Below are 16,555 nucleotides of genomic sequence, written 5' to 3'. Positions count from 1 at the left end.
TTAGAAAAGTGAAGTGGTGGGTCTCACGGTGAGACCCACCACTTCGGGTGAATAAATTATCAGGCGCACTTCGCCAGAGCAAGGCGGTCGATGCGCTCTTCCAGCATCAGCAGGTACGACCCGGACAGCAGCTGTGAGGCGGCAGCGGCCTTCTGCTGGGGCGTCCCAAATGCAACGCAGTCCGTCAGGTGCTCGATGGTCTCGGTCATGTGGAGGGCTTCTTCAAACCGTGGGTCATGCGGTTCCTCCGGGGTGGCGGGCTTGTAGCGCTCCTGCCAGTCGTGCAACAGGTCAAGATAATCGGTCAGCACCCGCAGGCAGTAGGCGATGTCTGCCCACTGCTCGTCCGTCAGGCCACGCTTGGGCGGCGGCAGGGCGATGGCGTTGGCGGGCGGCTTGTCCGGGTCAAGCCCGAAGTCACTTGCGAGCTTCTCGGCGGCTTGCCGGGGGTTCAGGTCGAACAGCTTGGCGGTGAGGTCGATGGCATCTCCATTGGCCCCGCAGCCAAAGCAGTAATAATAGTTGTCGTTCAGCTTCATGCTGGGGTCGCTGTCGGAATGGAACGGACAGCACACCATGCCATGGCGGTCGGGCTCCATGCCGTACATCTCTCCCACCTGCCGAACGGTGATGGCGGACTTGATAGTTTGATACAGGCTCAAGGGCATTCCTCCTTTGTTTCGTGTGTTGCACCAGAGTACCCGGCGTGGGAACTCTGGTGTTTTTTGCTTCCTGCCTGAATATACGGAGAATTTTGCAGAAAGGGTGAAAAAGCGGCAGAACTGCAACGGAAAAAGAAAAAAGCCCTTACTGGTTGCAGGGCTGCAACAGCAAGGGTGGAGAGGTGACCGTATATTGAACAAAACGGCAGAGCGTATTATAATGAGGAAAAAGCTCAAAAAGGAGGGCCGACCACATGGCACAGGAATATCTGCCCGCACCATCCAACATCCGTCTTGCGGACTTGATGAAAGAGCACGACATCAGCCAACCGGAGCTTGCCAAGGAAATCGGCTGCTCCAAAAGCACCATCAGCCGCTTCATCAGCGGCGCAAAAGGGACGCTGACCCATGAGCAGGTGCTGAAAATCGCAAGGCTGTTTAATGTGTCCACGGATTTCCTGCTGGGAGAAACCAACATCCCCGACCGCAAAAATTACGACATTGCCGAACTGGGCTTGTCCGTAGAAGCTGCAAAGAACCTCTACACAGGGCGTGTCAATACAGAGGTGGTCAATCTGCTGCTGGAAAATGCCCGCTTCGCAGAGCTTACTTACCGCATATCGCAGTATTTTGATGATACCTTTGCTTCCGGCATCGCGGCACAGAACGCCATGCTCACGACATTGAGCACCCTGCTGCGCACAAAGGTCAAGACCCCGGAAGCAGCCAAAGCCGCAAAGGACATCAGCCTTCGGAGAAAGCCGGTGTATCAAGGCGATCTTGATGACATTGAAATGTACTTCATGGCGGCGGTCAAGGAAATCAAAAAGGGGATCGGGAGCCATTACGCCGAACAGGAAGCCATGAGCAAGAAAGTGGCAGAGAAGATGTTCACTGAATTGACCAAAGGGCAGGATGTGCAGCACCCAACGATTACGGCAGAGCAGTTGACAGATGCAATGTTGGACAGTGTTTCGGGCATGGAAGGAGCCACGCCGGAAGCACTGGAACAGCTGCGGAACGGTCTGCTGGGAATCTTGCAGTCTGCCGCAGAGCAGGAAAACGCCCATGAAGCAGACGAATGAACGGCTTTGTGCGCTGGCACAGAAAGGCGATGCTGCCGCGCTGGACAGCCTGATCGACAACAACAAGTCCTTTATTGGCAAGGTGGCGAATGACCTTTTTCGCAGCATGAATTTGGCACAGGCTGGCCTGAACCTTGACACGGACGATTTGAAACAGGCGGGCAATCTGGGCTTATGGAAAGCTGTGCCGAAGTTCGATGCAGCGCGCGGCATGAAGTTCCTGACCTATGCGGCTCCTGCCATCCGCAACGCCATGATGGACATGGTACGAGATGCCTTTGCCGCTTTTGAGCAGCGGATGGTAACGGAGGACAAGGACGGCGTCTGCTACCAGCGCGTTTCGCTGGATGAGGTTCTGCCGGGAGAAGAGCAGCTGCGGCGTATCGAAGCCATAGCCGACCCCTACGCCATGCAGCCGCAGAGTATTATGGAAGAGCAAGAATCGCGCCGGGAACTGTACGATGGCCTGAAACGGCTGACCCAACGGGAGCAGACTTACCTGCTGTACCGCTATGGCTTCACCGATGGTGAGGAACATCCTTTGATCGGTACGGCGATATACTTCCACCTGACAAAAGGCCGCGCCAAAAAGACCGAGGAACAGGCCATGGATAACCTGTGGCTGGAACTGCCGTGGTGGTTTATATGAATGGGCAGAGAGGAATTGTGTCAAATTGACATAATTCCTCCCGATAAGAGGGATGTGAGCGAAAATGCTGGCAATGTATCTGGCAGTTCTGGATGACCGGAGCAGCGAAGAACAATTTATAGATGTATATAATACCTACAAGCGGCTGGTCTACCATACCGCTTACAAAATTATGGGCGATTCATATCTGGCAGAAGATGTGCTGCAAGAGGTTTTTTTGTACGTTGCCAAAAATTTTTCTAAAATTCATCGAGAAAACTGTCACGAACTCGCCGCTTATCTCGTTAGTTGTAGTAGAAGCCGTGCATACGATATGCTTCGCAAGCAGCGAGAAGAACCGCTGGAAGAAGTCCCGGACGCACCAGATGATGCCCCGGTGCCGGATGATGCCGTAGTCAGCACCGATAACATCCAACACCTGACAGAACTGATCGGACAGATGAAACCGATGTACCGTGATCCTCTGCGCCTTTTGGCGATGGGCTACACAAACCGGGAGATTGCAGAATCGCTTGGACTGACAGATGAAGTAGTTCGGATGCGGCTTTTCCGTGGAAGAAAAATATTGTGGAAGGAGTTGAACAGCCGTGAGTGAGCGGACAGAGATCTCTTTTGATGCAGCTTTGATGATGGCACTCCGTGCAGATGCACAGAAAGAACTGGACGAGCTGCCAACTCCGGCACAGCTTAAAGAACGCTACCCGGATACTTTCCGATGGGATGCTCGCCTGCAAGCGGCGTTGCATAAACGCCGCCCTGTGCTGAAACGAGTGCTTGTTGCGGCCCTGACGCTGGTAATTCTGACCCTCGGTGCGCTTGCAGTAAGCGCAGACTTCCGCAAGGCAGTTTATACGATGATTCAGAAGTTCCTGCCTGTTGAGATGCAGCTGACATATCAGGTGGATGGCGAGCCGTTGGAACGATTGCCGGATGGATACAACGATCATTATGTGCCGGACGGTTTTGAACGAGATTATGAACAAGGATATGATAACGAAATATCATTCCTTCATGCCTACGTTGATGCCAATGATAAGAACATCTTTTATTATGTGGACAGTTCCATAATTCAAGACTATGGACAAGTCGAAACTTTCGACAATGAGCATACGGTTTATGAGCGCATTAAAGCTGGAACAGCTGATGCCACACTCGGAACGAGTAATAATGGAGGACATACAGGATATGTACTAGTATGGGAGAAAGATGGCATTTCACATACGATTATTGGAAAGATACCACGTAAAGAGATTCTAAAAATTGCAGAGAGCATTTCCTGACGGGCTAATTCTTGCCCACACACTTGTAATTGCTTACAAATGTGCGGGCGTTTTTTTGTCGAAACATCCAAAGTTGACAAGACCTTAAACTTTTTCCCAAAAAGCTGTCACAAACACAATGTGAACTACGTTGACTAAACAAAAGCTCCTATTGGGAGCAAAAAATGGAGGTGAACAGCGAATCAAAATGACACGAGAAGAAATTATTTCTATGCTGTCAACGGAGTTGGACGAGAAATGGGACAATGGAATCACTTGTTTGATGGTTGAGGATTCGGATGCTTATATTCCGGTGATTGTTCATCATCAAAAAGATGGACTTATTGTTGAAGTAGAAGAACAAGACAAGAAAATCTATCAAATTGGACGAAATGAGCTAAATAAAACATCTTAGTCATCACCAAAAAAATCATTGAAATCAGTCACAATTTGACGCATAGAATATGAATTCAAACTTGATATGAGGTGATTCCAATGCAGAACTTAAAGCATATAAATATTATATAACAGATGTGAAGTCTGCCGCAAAAAACAACAATTACTACGAAGGCTATGTTCCGAAAGACTGGAAAACGCAGTCTCTTGCTGTGAACTTTCACAATGAAATGTTCACTTATAATGCATGGAATGTTGTAGGATGGGCGTAATGCCGAGGAAGTGCAAATGTCTTTAAGCAATCAAGAAAAATTTGTCAATAGTTTTTGGGTGATTATTCTTTTAGTTGCTGTTGGAATCTATTTTTGGGTGATTCCTAAAAATTCAATCGCAGAAGCGTATAGCAAGAAAAAACACTACAACTTGAAAAAGACATCAAGATTCTTGGCTGTTGGTTTTTGGGTAATAGCGATTTCTTGTGTTCCAGTGCTGATTTCGCTGTGGTTTGATACTCCTTGGATCTGCATTATATGTGTGATTCTCTTGGTACTAGGGACATCTGTTCTACACGATTATGAGAGTGGAGGAAAATTGAAATAAATTTATAGCTTTTCATCTTGTGATGATGACAAACAGCCCTCTATTTGCAACGACTGCAAAGTAGAGGGATGTTTTGTCTGCTTTGGATATTTTAATTAAAGGTTAGTCTTCTAATATGCCATGGTCACAGCCAAGTGAGAGATAATGCTCAATCTCACCACCCAGCACAAGCTGGGCATACTCCAGCGGCTTATTGTACAGCAGCCAGTCCAGTTCCGCCCGCCGTGTCGGGGTGTTGCCGTATTCATCCTCAATGGCGATGCAGTCGATGGCAAGGGTGGAACCGTCCGCGAACCGGGCTTCCACCCGGTTGGTATCCATATTGTAGCGGCAGGAAAGCAATTTTGTCATAATAGTATCCTCCAAGACTTGATTTTTGGTGTGCGGCCACTCAAACCAATGCCGTCAAGTCGGTGGGGGATATGGATAACCTGTGGCTGGAACTGCCGTGGTGGTTTGATTGAATGAAAAGAAAAATCGTGATTGTGCTACAAGTTTTCTGGAAATTTATGTGCAGCTATACGATTTTGAAAAATTTTGTGGACAAACGAAATAAAATAGGCTTGAATTTCGTTATCTAAACAAAAAGCAAGGAGGGTAGGTTTGATGATTTGTAAAAATTGAGAGCATAAAAATAAAGTAGGAATTCGATATTGCCAGCGATGTGGGCAGTAGTGAAAGAAGGTATAGACAATGAAGAAAACTTTATATACATTTTTGGTTTGGAATTTTCTGTTGTTTGTAGCTGGTTTAAGTGATATTGTTTTTTATAGAAATCTTACATCGGTAGAAGGTATGACAATAAGCTGGACCCAGCCAGCGCTTGTAAGTATTACTTCATTTTTAATATTGCTTTCAATATATTATGGGATGCACCAGCTCCTTTTCGGGAAAAATTTTTATTTGAAACTGGAAATCAAGCAGGAAGACATAGATAAATTGCGAAATTCAATTTATGATTTTCTGAAAAAAGGCGAAATTGACCCCGAAAAATTGCAGCAACACTTGAAGTGTTTGATAATTGCTGAAGTTGTTTTGTGGGGTGGATTCATCGTTTACTTATTTATATCAAATGGCTACTAATTTTCAATTCTAATAATGGGGTAAAGTGGTACGAATGAAAAAGATACAGAACTTTTTCTCGACGATTTTGCAAAATCTGCTATAGTCACAGCTGAGTGAGAGATAATGCTCAATCTCACCACCCAGCACAAACTGGGCGTACTCCAAAGATTTATTCTAACGAATGAATATTCTGCGCTTTAAACAATTTAATGACGAATATATTGTGCAATACAGAGAATTTCAATAGCGGCTTCGCACTCGATTGACTTGTAATGCAAAAAGCATTACAATAAATTCGAGGTGATAACCATGGAAAAAACGATGATGTTGAACGTCCGGGTCAGCCCCAGCGTTAAGCAGCAAGCCGAGGATGTCCTGAAGCAGCTCGGCATCCCAATGGCAACAGCCATTGATATGTACCTGCGCCAGATTACCCTGACTGGCGGCATCCCCTTCTCGCTGTCCCTGCCGAAGGCTCCGGCTGCGCTGAACGCTGACACTATGACCGATGACCAGCTCCATGCAGCCTTGCAGGTGGGCATCAAGGAGATTCAGAACGGTGATACCGTGGATGCTGCAAGCGCATTCGCACAGTTCAGGGAACAGCACAGATGAAGCAGTATGACGTAAAAATTTCCCATGCAGCCCTCAGTGATATGGAGCAGATTTACAGCTACATTGCTGACCGTCTGTTGGAGCCTGACACGGCTATGGGGCAGTATAACCGCATTGCAGAAGCTATCCAATCGCTGAACATCCTGCCGGAACGCTGCGCGCTGGTGGAAAGTGAACCAGAGCGCACCCAAGGGCTGCGGCAGATGCTAGTGGACAACTACTCGGTGTTCTACATCGTGGGCGAGGATGCGGTGTCAGTGGCTCGTGTGCTGTACAGTGCATCCGACCTTGTGCGCCGCCTGCGGAGAATGAAGTGAAAGGGGTGTTTGCATGACCGCCGTAATCTACGCCCGCTATTCCAGCGACAACCAGCGCGAAGAATCCATCGAAGGCCAGATTCGTGAATGTACGGCTTATGCCGAAAAGAACGGCATTACCGTGGTCAAGCACTACATCGACCGCGCCCTTTCTGCCAAAACTGACAACCGCCCGGATTTCCAGCAGATGATCAAGGACAGCGAAAAGCGGTTGTTTGATATCGTGTTGGTCTGGAAGCTTGACCGTTTTGCCCGAAACCGTTATGATTCGGCCCACTATGAGTACCAGTTGGAACGAAATCACGTCAAGCTGGTATCTGCCACGGAGCCTATCTCTGACAGCCCTGCGGGTATCATGGTCAAGAGTATGCTCACCGGCATGGCTGAATACTACTCGGCAGAACTTTCTGAAAAGGTCGTGCGCGGCATGACCGAGAATGTTCTGAAGGGGAAGTACAACGGCGGCACGATTCCCATTGGTTTTAAGGTGGATGAGGAGAAGTTCTTTCAAATCGACCCGCTGAAAGCTCCCTTTGTGGTAGAAGCCTTTCAGCGGTACAACGATGGCGCAACTATGAAAGAACTGATGAACTGGCTGAACGACAGTGGCGTGACCACCAACCGCAACCAGAAGTTCACCTACAACAGTGTTCAGACGCTGCTGACGAACAAACGGTACATTGGTGAAAACCACTTCAAGGATATCGTAATGCCGGACAGCATCCCGGCCATCGTGGACAAGGACTTGTTTGAGGAAGTGCAGCTGAAAATCAAAAAGAACAGCCGTGCTCCTGCCCGTCACAAGGCCGAGGACGATTACTTGCTCACCACCAAGCTGTTCTGCGGAATGTGCGGCGCGATGATGTTCGGCGAGTGCGGTACGGGTAGAAACAAGGTCGTTCATCATTATTATAAGTGCGCCACCGCGAAGCGTTTCAAGACCTGCAAGAAAAAGACCGTCCGTAAAGAGTGGCTGGAAGATTTGGTCATAGCTGAAACCATGAAGCTGATTCAGGACGATGCCGTGATTGATGCCATCGTTGCAGAAGTCATGGCGTTGCAGGATCAGGAAAACACCACGCTCCCTTTGCTGGAAAAGCAGATGCGCGAGATAGAAAACGGCATTGAGAATATGCTGAACGCCATCCAAGCGGGTGTGTTGACCAATTCCACCAAATCGCGTTTGGAAAAGCTGGAAGCCCAGCAGAAAGAACTTGAGATTCGGATTGCCGAAGAAAAAATCGCTCGGCCACGGTTAAGCGAAAATCAGGTCTGTTTCTGGCTGACCCGGTTCCGCAAGCTCGACCCGAACGTGAAAAGCCACCGGGAAACGCTTATCAATACATTCGTGAATGCTGTTTATCTCTATGATGAAAAAGTTTTGATTGCATTCAACTACAAAGACGGCACAAAAACCGTCACTTTCGATGAGATCGCCGCCAAAGATGCCCCAGAGGGCAATGGTTCGGATTTGGGTTGCTTCGCTCCACCAAAAAGACCAGCGTAGAAAATACGCTGGTCTTTTGTTTTATCCGGTATCTCAAGTTTCACTCTCAAGGGTGGATTCGAACAGCTGCGGCGACGTCGCTGAAGACGGCACAAAAACAGCCCAGTGGGCTGTTTTTAGCAGCGCGGCTCGCGACATCCACCCGCGCCCACCAAAAAGACCAGCGTAGAAAATACGCTGGTTTTTTGTTTTATCCGGTATCTCAAGTTTCACTCTCAAGGGTGGATTCGAACAACAGCGGAGCCGACCGCCGCCTGCGGCGGAAACAGGGAGGCGAGGCTGGGGCAGCGCTCCGCTTTTTTTAAGCCCTGCCAAGGGGCTGCAGAAAAAGCGGCAAGCGCAACTCGTAAGGCCCGCCGAATAGTCCGGCGGGCAAAAAAGCCCCTGCGGGGCTTTTTTAGATGCGCGGCTCGCGAAATTCATGAAAAATGCGCAAACAAAAACCACCGTCCGGGTGGATGGTGGTTCGGTAATCGCGTAAGAGACAGGCTTCACCTTGAAACGGGCGGGACGTCGGCGGGGTCAGCGGGCAAGAGCCTGCTGGATCTTGGCAAAATCCTCCAACGTGAGAGCCTCCGGGCGGATGCGGGCGTCAAACCCCGCAGCTTCAATGGCGGCAGTCACTGCGTCCTTGGGCATCCCCAGACCACTGGCAATGGCGTTGGCGGCGGTCTTGCGGCGCTGACCGAAGGCGGCACGCACCAGTGCAAAGTAGCCTTCTTCGTCCTCCACCTGCACGGCGGGCTGCGGACGGATCTCCATGCGCACCACAGCGCTGGTCACTTTGGGTGCCGGGTAAAAGCTGCCGGGCGCGGCAGTGAACATCATTTTGGAGGTTGCGTAGTAGCTTACGGCGCAGCTGATGGCGCTGGAGGCCCGGGTACCGGGCGCAGCAGCCAGACGGTCTGCGGCTTCCTTCTGCACCATAACGGTCAGGCTCTCGATGGGCAGACGATCGCCCAGCAGCTTCATGACGATGGGGCTGGTGATGTAATACGGCAGGTTGGCGCACACCGCCACCGGCATTCCGGGAAACTCTTCTGCAATGAGCGCCTTCAGGTTCACTTTCAATACATCCTGTAATACCAGCTTGAAATTGTCCACTCCGGCCATCGTTTCAGCCAACAACGGCGGCAGGCGTTCGTCCACCTCGATGGACACCACCTTGGCAGCACGCTTTGCCAGTTCCCGGGTCAGCACGCCGATGCCGGGGCCGATCTCAATGACGCCATAGCGCCGATCTACGCCGCTGGCATCCACGATCTTGGGCGGCAGACCCGGGTTGATGATAAAATTCTGTCCAAAACCCTTGGAGAGTGCAAAATCATATTTTTCGCACAGGGCACGGATCACCGAGAGGTCGGTCAGTTCGGGCATAGATTCCATCCTTTTTCATAGTACGATTTGAATGCCCTCCGCGTCGCTTTGGGCATATTCAGCGGAAATATTATTATAATATGGCAACCCAGCCAGACCTGCGGGTCTGGCTGGGTTGCATTTTCACGAGAAGGGGTCGGTACGGTAAACGGGAGCGCTGCGGGGCGCTCCAAAACGCTTTTTCACGTGAGGCGTTGGTACGGCAAGCGGCATCACCGCGCCCTACGGGCGCGATCAAAAGCCGTTTCAAGAAAGGAACATGCGTACGGCAAACAGCACTGCAATAAACCGGGTTACTTTTTGACAAGAAGAAGCCCATGCAGCATTTCTGCCGGTTTTACCTTTTATTCCGCACTGGACGCAGCTTCACTGCTTGTTTCCGCTTGGGCAGAAGAAGCAGTTTCCTCAGAGGAAGCGTTCTCCTGCTCAGCAGCGGCGCTGTCCGCAGATCCGGATGCAGCCGCCGAGGAAGCCGCGTCGTTGACGCCGCCCAGAGTCGTGGTACCGCTCAGCTGCTGTGCTGCGCTGACCGCACGCTGGATCTGCGGGTCGGTCTCCGGGGTGTAATCATAGAAATTGGTGGTCTCTTCTGCGGTCAGAGCCTTTTCCACATCCACACTCAGACCGGTGCCGTCAAAGCAGGAGCCGTCGCCACAGATGAGCTTTGCCACCGTGATGCTCACCGCACTGCCGTCCGAAAGGCGCTGGGGGCTGCTCTGGATGGTGCCCTTGCCCATGGTGGTGGTGCCCACCAGACGTGCACCGTTCATGGTGTGCAGGCTGGCGGCAAACAGCTCTGCTGCGCTGGCGGTGTTCCCGTTCACCAGACAGACGATGGGCAGGTCTACCCTGCTCTCGTTGTCACTGCTGCCAATGATCGTGCGGTTGCCGTTCTTATCCTCAGCATAGGCCACCGTGCCCTCCGGAGCGATCAGGTCGATGCAGCTGACGGCATCATCCAGCACACCGCCGCCGTTGTCGCGCAGGTCGAACACAAAGCTCTGCGCCCCGCTGGCGGTCAGGGAACGAATGGCATAATCCAGTTCACTGGGCGTGCTGCCGTCGAACTGGCGGATCTTGATGTAGCCCACGCTGTCCAGCATCTGGTAATCCACAGTGGTGCTGGTATAGCCGGAGTGGGTCAGGTCTGCCGTTTTGGAGGCCGCTTCGCTGTTGAGCCATGTCACATTGACGGTCGTACCGGCTTCGCCCTGCAGGCGGGCCTGCACAGCGTCCACGCCGGAAAGGCTCTTCACCTCGGTGCCGTCAATGGCGGTGATGTAGTCCCCTGCCACGATGCCGGCCTCCTGTGCAGGCGAGTCCTCGTAGACCTTGGTCACCTTTGCGTAGCCGGTCTGGTCGATGCCCAGCTCCACGCCAATGCCCATCACCTTGCCGCTCTGCTGATTCATCAGCTCCGTGTAAGCAATGGCGCTGTAGTAGCGGGCGTACTTGTCGCCCGTGCCCAGCAGGTAGCCCGCCGTCAGGCGGTCATACAGCACCGTTTCGTCGATGGAATAGTAGTCGTTGCTGCGCACATAGCGGTCCACCTCGGCCACCTTGTTGTACATGCTCTCCTTTTCCTTCACGCTGCTGACGGTGCTGTCAAACAGCCGCATGGCGATCAGCATGGTGATGGAAAAGGTCACGGTCATAGCCAGGATCACAATGGTGACGGCCATGCCTACAGAGATCTTACGGTTCATGCCTTGCTCCCTCCTGTCAGAACAGCAGCATCATCAGCACACTGCCCAGCAGCGAAAGTGCAAACAAGCCTGCCAGCAAAAGGCAGCCGATGCGCAGCAAACGCTTATGTTTTTGTTCGTTCATAGAATACCAGACTCCTTATAAATACACTCAGTTGTGCGGGAACGGGATATAACCGCGCGGATTGACCGCATTGGCCTTTTTGCCGCCCTTCCAGACCTCCAGATGCAGGTGGTTGCCGGTAGAGTTGCCGGTAGAGCCAACGTAGCCGATCAGCTCGCCCTGCTTGACATACTTGCCTGCGCTGGTGGCGACCGACCTCATGTGGCCGTACAGGGTGCTGTAGGCATTGCCGTCCGACATGCTGCCGTGATAGATGATGACATAGTTGCCATAGCCGCCGCTGGACCAGCCTGCCACCTGCACATAGCCGCTGGCGGCTGCGTAGATGGGCGTACCGCCCGGGGCCGCCAGATCGATGCCGGCATGCAGCCTGTTGACGCCGGACACCGGATTCTTACGCCAGCCGTACTCGCTGGAAACGCGGGTATAGCTCTTCAGCGGGCAGGCAAAGCCGGTAAAGCTCAGCTGCGGCTTACTGGATGCAGCCGCTGCGATCAACTTCTGGATCTCTTTTTTGACTGCCTCATAGTTCAGCTCGTCTGATTCAATGGCCGCCTGCGCTGCCTTCTGGGCCTTCTGGGCGTCCTGTGCAGAAAGCTGTGCTGCAGAGATGCTGCTGTTCAGCTCGCTCTGTTTGGCCTTCATCTGGTAGTTCTGGGTATCCAGCTCTGCCTTCTGGCTCGTCAGCTCCTTGCGCTGGGCTTCCAGCTCCACCTTATCCGCTTCCAAAGCGCTCTTGGCGGCCTTCATATTGTCCATGATCTCGGTATCTTTGATGGAGATATCCTGCATGACCTCGTTGAAGGTCAGCAGCTCATACAGGTCGTTCACCGCGCTCAACATGGCCACACTGCCGCCATCGCGCAGCTCCTGCATCGCCGCCATATGCTTTTTGAAATCGTCCCACTGGCCGTCGATCTCGGTCTGCTTCTGGGTGATCTCCGCTTCCTTGGCGCTGATCTTCTGCTCGGTCTGGCCGATGCTGTTCTGTACTGCCGCGATCTGGGTGCTCAGCACACCGATCTGAGACTGAATGACGCCCACGCGCTCCTTCAGTTCACTTTCCAGCGCCTTTGCCGCAGTTTCCTTTTTCTTTGCGTCCGAAAGCTCCTTTTTGTGCTGGTCAATGGATTTGGAAAGGCTGTTCAGCTTGTTCTGCAGGCTGGCCATACTGGTGGCTGCCGTAGCCGGGTGGAAGCTTACGCTTGCCACAAGACACGCGGCTGCCAGACACAGGCTGACGCCCCGCAGCAGCTTACTGCGGGCAGGCTCCGGCCGGGCATGGCGCGGCGTGTAGCCGGGCAGTTGAAGCCGGAAGGGCTTTGCATGAAGTGCTTTTTTCATGTGCGGCTCCTTTCCATCATACATTCAGGTGTTTGCGGATGGAGAACATGCTGCCCAGACCACCCACAACAGCACCGCCGATGAGGCTGTACGGGATGATGGTGGACCAGACGGCGCTCACCGGCACAAGTGCCTGACCCATGATCATTTCCCATACGCCGCCCAGACCATCGGAGGCCTGCACCATATAGGAGTAGCCGCCCAGACTGATCGCTGCAGTGAGTGTACCGGAGATCAGGCCCATGGCCAGCCCCTCCACAAAGAAGGGCAGGGTGACAAGGCTGTTGGTGGCGCCCACATACTTCATGATCTCGATCTCGCGGCGGCGGGCAAACACGCTCAGGCGGATGGTGCTGCCCACAGTAATGATGCTGACCACCATCAGCACCAGCACGATACCGCGGCCCACTTTGGTAACAGAGCGCTGCACCTGCACAAAGACGTTGGTCATTTCCACCGGAGCGGTCACGCTGTATACCCCTTGGATGGCCTGCATCTTCTTGCTCATCGCCTCCATCTGGCTCAGGTCTGCGATGGAGACGCGGTAGTTTGCCTTGAAGGGGTTGTCGTTTTCAAACTCGTCCCACAGGGAGGAGTAATCTTCCATGTAATCGCGGTAGGTGTTCAGCACGTCCTGCTTGGAGACGAACTGCACATTGGTCACGCCGGGCATGGCAGACAGCTTTTCGCCCACAGCCTGGGCGGTGGCATCATCGCACTCCGGGTCCAGATAGACCACGGTCTCGTTCTGGCTGCCCAGATAGTTGACCATGCTGTCCACGTTTACCTCTGCAAGGCTTGCAAAGGTGTTCAGGGTCATACAGACGCTGAGGGACAGGATGCACACAAAGGTCATGGCCCAGTGCTTGCCCAGATTGCACACGCCGCGCCGGACCAGGAAAAAGAAGGTAGAAGGTCTCATCATACGGTGGCCGCCTCCTTTTCTGCAGTGTTTTTCGGTTCCAGCTCGGTCTCAAACAGGCGCTCCCGGCGCTCTGCCCGCTCCCGGATGGCTTCCTTATCGGCAGGCACGTCCGAAATGATGCGGCCCTTTTTCAGGGTAACGACCCGCTGATGGAACTGACGCACCAGCTCGTGTTCGTGGGTGACGACCACAACGGTGATGCCCATTTCACTCACCCGCTCCAGCAGCTCCATCATTTCCAGACTCAGCTCCGGGTCGATGTTGCCGGTGGGCTCGTCCGCAATGACCAGCTTGGGGCCGTGGGCAAGTGCACGGGCCACAGCCACGCGCTGCTGTTCGCCGCCGGAAAGGGTGTCCGGATAAGCCTTGGCCTTATCCTCCAGATGCACCAGTTCCAGCATGTACTCCACACGGTCACGGATCTCCTTGCGCTTGACATTGGTGACGTGCATGGCAAAAGCGATGTTCTCGTACACGGTCATGGTGGGGATCAGGCGGAAATCCTGAAAGATAATGCCCATCTGACGGCGCAGATACGGCACCTGATGGCGGCGCAGCCGGGCAACATCCTTGCCCAGCACAGTCACCTTGCCTTCGCTGGGCAGCTCCTCGCGCAGCAGCAGCTTGAGCAGGGTGGATTTGCCTGCGCCGGAATGGCCCAGCAGGAACACGAACTCGCCATCGTCCACATGGAGGCTGATGTCGTCCAGTGCAAGCGGTCCGCCCCGTTTATATTCCTTGGAAACGTGTTCTAAATCGATCATAGGGTAATATTAGCTCCTGACATTAAAATCTGTTTTCACAGCAAAAAGAACCGGCCAGCATCGGTTGCGAGCGGCCGGTTCTGCACTGCAGGCAGAGCCTGCAGCCTATTAGTATTTGGCCGGATTGTTGGACAGGTACTTTTTGACCATCAATGCTACCTTGAATACGATAGCATCGTCGAACTCACGCAGATCCAGGCCAGTCAGCTTTTTGATCTTTTCCAGACGATACACCAGCGTGTTGCGGTGCACGAACAGGCCGCGGCTGGTTTCCGACACATTCAGGTTGTTCTCAAAGAAGCGCTGGATGGTAAACAGGGTCTCCTGATCCAGGCTCTCGATGCTGCCCTGCTTGAACACCTCACGCAGGAACATCTCGCACACGGTGGTGGGCAGCTGATAGATCAGGCGTGCAATGCCCAGATTATCGTAGCGGATGATCTGCTTTTCGGTGTCGAACACCTTGCTCACTTCCATGGCGATCTGTGCTTCCTTGAAGGAGGTAGCCAGATCCTTCACGTTGGAAATGGGGGTGCCGATGCCCACCACAGCCTTGATGTAGTGCTCGCCGGACAGGGTATCCACAATGCTGGCAGCCAGCTTTTCCATATCCGTGCGGTCGATGCCCTTGCGGATCTCCTTGACCAGCACCGTATCCGTCTCGCTGATGTTGAACACAAAGTCCTTCTGCTTATCCGGGAACAGGCTGCTGACCACATCATAGGCGGAGATGTCGCCGCCGGAAGTCACGCGCACGATGAACACCACGCGGGAAACGTCGGTGGCAAAGTGCAGCTCACGGGCCTTGGCATAGATATCGCCGGGCAGGATATTATCCAGCACCACGTTCTTGATGAAGTTGGACTTATCGAACTTCTCATCGTGGTACTGCTTGATGCTCTGCAGGCTGATGGACAGCATAGCGGCAAACTGACCAGCCGTCTCATCCACGCCCTCCACGAACACTGCGTAATCGTTGTGCTTGGCGCTGGAGAACTGCTGATAGGTGTAGCCATCGCGCACGAAGCGGTCCCCCGCCGTCAGGCGCTCTGCCATGAAGCCCTCGCGCACCTCGCCGATCAGGTTCAGCTCCGAGCAGGAAATGACAGCGCCGGTCTCATCCACCACGCCGACCACCCGGTTGATCGCATCTTTCATCTGGTAGATCACGCTTTGAAATACTCTATTGGCCATAATGGATACCCCTTTTCCTCGTTTGTGCAAACCGCAGCGGCAGCCGGTCGTGATTTTCAACAATTTAGCTGCATTACATTTTATATTTTACACAAAAGAATTTACTTTTGCAACATATTTCAACAAAAAAGATAGTTTTTTCTTGTGAATATTATCTCTCAGGGGTTTTTCAAGCCAAAAAAGTGCCTTTTTGCGTGGTTCTGGCCTCTATTTTACCGGCAAAATGTGTTGCTTTTTTGAAATCCGGGTGAAAAGCGCACCCTCTCAGATGGTAATTTTTGACACTTCTTCGGCAGAAAGCTCCCGCCACTGCCCCGGTGCAAGGGCTGCATCCAGCGCAAGGCCGCCGATGGCGTCCCGGTGCAGGCCGTTCACGCCTGCGCCGTACACGCCGAACATCCGCTTGATCTGGTGGTAGACCCCCTGCCGCAGCACCACCCGCACGGTCAGGCCGTCGGCAGAAAGGGCCGTGACCTCCGCAGGCGAAAGCGCTGTGCCGTCCGCCAGCGTGACCCCGGCGGCAAAGCCGGTGCGCATTTCCTCGGTCAGGGGGGTGTCCAGCACCACAGTGTAGGTCTTGGAGACGTGGCGCTTTGGAGCAAGGATCTCGTGGGCAAAGGTGCCGTCATCGGTCAGCAGCACAAAGCCGGTGCTGGTCTTGTCCAGCCGCCCCGCCGGAAACAGCTGCCGCCGCGGGTAGGCGTCCCCCACCAGATCCACCACAGTAGTGTCCCGCTTGTCCGTGGAAGCGCTCACCACCCCCTCGGGCTTGTTGAGCATCAGGTACACAAACTGCTGGTAATTCAGGGCTTTGCCGTCCACGGCCACCGTATCGGTTTCCCTGAGCTGGGTGTCCCCTTTTTTGCAGACAGCACCGTTCACCTGCACCCGCCCTTTGGAAAGCAGCGCCTTGGCCTCGCTGCGGGTGCACTGGGCCGTTTCGGCTAAGTATTTATCCAATCGCAT

The 16,555-nt window shown here is 53.1% G+C and carries 20 protein-coding genes; 10 read left to right on the top strand and 10 right to left on the bottom strand.

Annotated elements, in window-relative coordinates; translation table 11 throughout:
- Nucleotides 1–59 precede the first annotated feature (59 nt).
- Nucleotides 60–668, bottom strand: coding sequence for a CHC2 zinc finger domain-containing protein (locus tag MTP37_RS04025; protein ID WP_249238306.1), 609 nt, complete (start codon nt 666–668; stop codon nt 60–62).
- Between the two features lie 248 nt (nt 669–916).
- On the opposite strand from MTP37_RS04025, the gene MTP37_RS04020 reads away from it, so the two are divergent.
- From MTP37_RS04020 to MTP37_RS03995, 6 genes are all read left to right on the top strand, one after another.
- Nucleotides 917–1,747 carry a helix-turn-helix domain-containing protein gene (locus MTP37_RS04020; RefSeq protein ID WP_249238305.1) on the top strand — a complete coding sequence of 277 codons (831 nt, stop codon included), beginning with the start codon at nt 917–919 and terminating at the stop codon, nt 1,745–1,747.
- Nucleotides 1,731–2,396: a sigma-70 family RNA polymerase sigma factor gene (locus MTP37_RS04015; RefSeq protein WP_249238304.1), complete on the top strand. Its 666-nt coding sequence runs from the start codon at nt 1,731–1,733 to the stop codon at nt 2,394–2,396. The genes MTP37_RS04020 and MTP37_RS04015 overlap by 17 nt, the downstream gene beginning before the upstream one ends.
- Nucleotides 2,397–2,460: 64 nt before the next feature.
- On the top strand, nt 2,461–2,991 hold the full coding sequence (locus MTP37_RS04010; RefSeq protein WP_249238303.1) for an RNA polymerase sigma factor: 531 nt from the start codon (nt 2,461–2,463) through the stop codon (nt 2,989–2,991).
- Entirely contained in the window at nt 2,984–3,676 is a 693-nt protein-coding gene (locus tag MTP37_RS04005; protein ID WP_249238302.1) for a DUF4367 domain-containing protein, read from the top strand. The genes MTP37_RS04010 and MTP37_RS04005 overlap by 8 nt, the downstream gene beginning before the upstream one ends.
- A 187-nt stretch (nt 3,677–3,863) precedes the next feature.
- Complete coding sequence (locus MTP37_RS04000) at nt 3,864–4,070, top strand: hypothetical protein (RefSeq protein ID WP_118526364.1); 207 nt, start codon at nt 3,864–3,866, stop codon at nt 4,068–4,070.
- Between the two features lie 269 nt (nt 4,071–4,339).
- Nucleotides 4,340–4,651, top strand: coding sequence for a hypothetical protein (locus MTP37_RS03995; protein WP_249238301.1), 312 nt, complete (start codon nt 4,340–4,342; stop codon nt 4,649–4,651).
- Between the two features lie 102 nt (nt 4,652–4,753).
- On the opposite strand, the gene MTP37_RS03990 is transcribed toward MTP37_RS03995, so the two are convergent.
- On the bottom strand, nt 4,754–5,002 hold the full coding sequence (locus MTP37_RS03990) for a DUF6061 family protein (protein ID WP_118526362.1): 249 nt from the start codon (nt 5,000–5,002) through the stop codon (nt 4,754–4,756).
- Between the two features lie 342 nt (nt 5,003–5,344).
- Between MTP37_RS03990 and MTP37_RS03985 the strand changes: the two genes are divergently transcribed.
- Nucleotides 5,345–5,734: a hypothetical protein gene (locus MTP37_RS03985; protein ID WP_249238300.1), complete on the top strand. Its 390-nt coding sequence runs from the start codon at nt 5,345–5,347 to the stop codon at nt 5,732–5,734.
- 9 nt (nt 5,735–5,743) lie between these two features.
- On the opposite strand, the gene MTP37_RS03980 is transcribed toward MTP37_RS03985, so the two are convergent.
- Complete coding sequence (locus MTP37_RS03980; RefSeq protein WP_316543452.1) at nt 5,744–5,881, bottom strand: hypothetical protein; 138 nt, start codon at nt 5,879–5,881, stop codon at nt 5,744–5,746.
- A gap of 144 nt (nt 5,882–6,025) precedes the next feature.
- Between MTP37_RS03980 and MTP37_RS03975 the strand changes: the two genes are divergently transcribed.
- Genes MTP37_RS03975 through MTP37_RS03965 form a run of 3 tightly spaced genes read left to right on the top strand, consistent with a single transcriptional unit; the run spans nt 6,026 to nt 8,155 of the window.
- Nucleotides 6,026–6,331 carry a type II toxin-antitoxin system RelB/DinJ family antitoxin gene (locus MTP37_RS03975; RefSeq protein WP_097781600.1) on the top strand — a complete coding sequence of 102 codons (306 nt, stop codon included), beginning with the start codon at nt 6,026–6,028 and terminating at the stop codon, nt 6,329–6,331.
- Nucleotides 6,328–6,648 (top strand): type II toxin-antitoxin system RelE/ParE family toxin, encoded by a 321-nt coding sequence (locus MTP37_RS03970; RefSeq protein WP_015537812.1) that lies wholly within the window; start codon nt 6,328–6,330, stop codon nt 6,646–6,648. Before MTP37_RS03975 ends, MTP37_RS03970 begins: the two co-directional genes overlap by 4 nt.
- A gap of 13 nt (nt 6,649–6,661) precedes the next feature.
- Entirely contained in the window at nt 6,662–8,155 is a 1,494-nt protein-coding gene (locus MTP37_RS03965) for a recombinase family protein (protein ID WP_249238299.1), read from the top strand.
- A 522-nt stretch (nt 8,156–8,677) separates the two neighbouring features.
- Here MTP37_RS03965 and rsmA read toward each other — a convergent pair.
- The 7 genes from rsmA to MTP37_RS03930 all read right to left on the bottom strand — a co-directional run bounded on the left by rsmA (nt 8,678) and on the right by MTP37_RS03930 (nt 16,555).
- Entirely contained in the window at nt 8,678–9,532 is an 855-nt protein-coding gene (rsmA, locus tag MTP37_RS03960; RefSeq protein ID WP_249238298.1) for a 16S rRNA (adenine(1518)-N(6)/adenine(1519)-N(6))-dimethyltransferase RsmA, read from the bottom strand.
- A 344-nt stretch (nt 9,533–9,876) separates the two neighbouring features.
- Entirely contained in the window at nt 9,877–11,238 is a 1,362-nt protein-coding gene (locus tag MTP37_RS03955) for a S41 family peptidase (RefSeq protein WP_249238297.1), read from the bottom strand.
- 151 nt (nt 11,239–11,389) lie between these two features.
- Nucleotides 11,390–12,706, bottom strand: a complete 1,317-nt coding sequence (locus tag MTP37_RS03950; protein ID WP_249238296.1) for a murein hydrolase activator EnvC family protein — start codon at nt 12,704–12,706, stop codon at nt 11,390–11,392.
- Nucleotides 12,707–12,722: 16 nt separating this feature from the next.
- Nucleotides 12,723–13,631: a cell division protein FtsX gene (locus tag MTP37_RS03945; RefSeq protein ID WP_249238295.1), complete on the bottom strand. Its 909-nt coding sequence runs from the start codon at nt 13,629–13,631 to the stop codon at nt 12,723–12,725.
- Nucleotides 13,628–14,395, bottom strand: coding sequence for a cell division ATP-binding protein FtsE (ftsE, locus tag MTP37_RS03940; protein WP_249238294.1), 768 nt, complete (start codon nt 14,393–14,395; stop codon nt 13,628–13,630). The genes MTP37_RS03945 and ftsE overlap by 4 nt, the downstream gene beginning before the upstream one ends.
- A gap of 108 nt (nt 14,396–14,503) precedes the next feature.
- Nucleotides 14,504–15,589: a PucR family transcriptional regulator gene (locus MTP37_RS03935; protein WP_005944450.1), complete on the bottom strand. Its 1,086-nt coding sequence runs from the start codon at nt 15,587–15,589 to the stop codon at nt 14,504–14,506.
- 264 nt (nt 15,590–15,853) lie between these two features.
- Entirely contained in the window at nt 15,854–16,555 is a 702-nt protein-coding gene (locus MTP37_RS03930; RefSeq protein WP_249238293.1) for a pseudouridine synthase, read from the bottom strand.

Origin of the sequence: Faecalibacterium sp. HTF-F (assembly GCF_023347535.1) — a bacterium.
In the GTDB taxonomy this organism is placed as follows: domain Bacteria; phylum Bacillota; class Clostridia; order Oscillospirales; family Ruminococcaceae; genus Faecalibacterium; species Faecalibacterium wellingii.
This window is presented reverse-complemented; position numbering and strand designations above follow the sequence as displayed.

Coding starts and splice junctions, on each gene's coding strand:
- MTP37_RS04025 (WP_249238306.1), bottom strand. CDS start 668: ATGCCCTTGAGCCTGTATCAAACTATCAAGTCCGCCATCACCGTTCGG.
- MTP37_RS04020 (WP_249238305.1), top strand. CDS start 917: ATGGCACAGGAATATCTGCCCGCACCATCCAACATCCGTCTTGCGGAC.
- MTP37_RS04015 (WP_249238304.1), top strand. CDS start 1,731: ATGAAGCAGACGAATGAACGGCTTTGTGCGCTGGCACAGAAAGGCGAT.
- MTP37_RS04010 (WP_249238303.1), top strand. CDS start 2,461: ATGCTGGCAATGTATCTGGCAGTTCTGGATGACCGGAGCAGCGAAGAA.
- MTP37_RS04000 (WP_118526364.1), top strand. CDS start 3,864: ATGACACGAGAAGAAATTATTTCTATGCTGTCAACGGAGTTGGACGAG.
- MTP37_RS03995 (WP_249238301.1), top strand. CDS start 4,340: ATGTCTTTAAGCAATCAAGAAAAATTTGTCAATAGTTTTTGGGTGATT.
- MTP37_RS03990 (WP_118526362.1), bottom strand. CDS start 5,002: ATGACAAAATTGCTTTCCTGCCGCTACAATATGGATACCAACCGGGTG.
- MTP37_RS03985 (WP_249238300.1), top strand. CDS start 5,345: ATGAAGAAAACTTTATATACATTTTTGGTTTGGAATTTTCTGTTGTTT.
- MTP37_RS03975 (WP_097781600.1), top strand. CDS start 6,026: ATGGAAAAAACGATGATGTTGAACGTCCGGGTCAGCCCCAGCGTTAAG.
- MTP37_RS03970 (WP_015537812.1), top strand. CDS start 6,328: ATGAAGCAGTATGACGTAAAAATTTCCCATGCAGCCCTCAGTGATATG.
- MTP37_RS03965 (WP_249238299.1), top strand. CDS start 6,662: ATGACCGCCGTAATCTACGCCCGCTATTCCAGCGACAACCAGCGCGAA.
- rsmA (WP_249238298.1), bottom strand. CDS start 9,532: ATGCCCGAACTGACCGACCTCTCGGTGATCCGTGCCCTGTGCGAAAAA.
- MTP37_RS03955 (WP_249238297.1), bottom strand. CDS start 11,238: ATGAACCGTAAGATCTCTGTAGGCATGGCCGTCACCATTGTGATCCTG.
- MTP37_RS03950 (WP_249238296.1), bottom strand. CDS start 12,706: ATGAAAAAAGCACTTCATGCAAAGCCCTTCCGGCTTCAACTGCCCGGC.
- MTP37_RS03945 (WP_249238295.1), bottom strand. CDS start 13,631: ATGATGAGACCTTCTACCTTCTTTTTCCTGGTCCGGCGCGGCGTGTGC.
- ftsE (WP_249238294.1), bottom strand. CDS start 14,395: ATGATCGATTTAGAACACGTTTCCAAGGAATATAAACGGGGCGGACCG.
- MTP37_RS03935 (WP_005944450.1), bottom strand. CDS start 15,589: ATGGCCAATAGAGTATTTCAAAGCGTGATCTACCAGATGAAAGATGCG.
- MTP37_RS03930 (WP_249238293.1), bottom strand. CDS start 16,555: ATGCGATTGGATAAATACTTAGCCGAAACGGCCCAGTGCACCCGCAGC.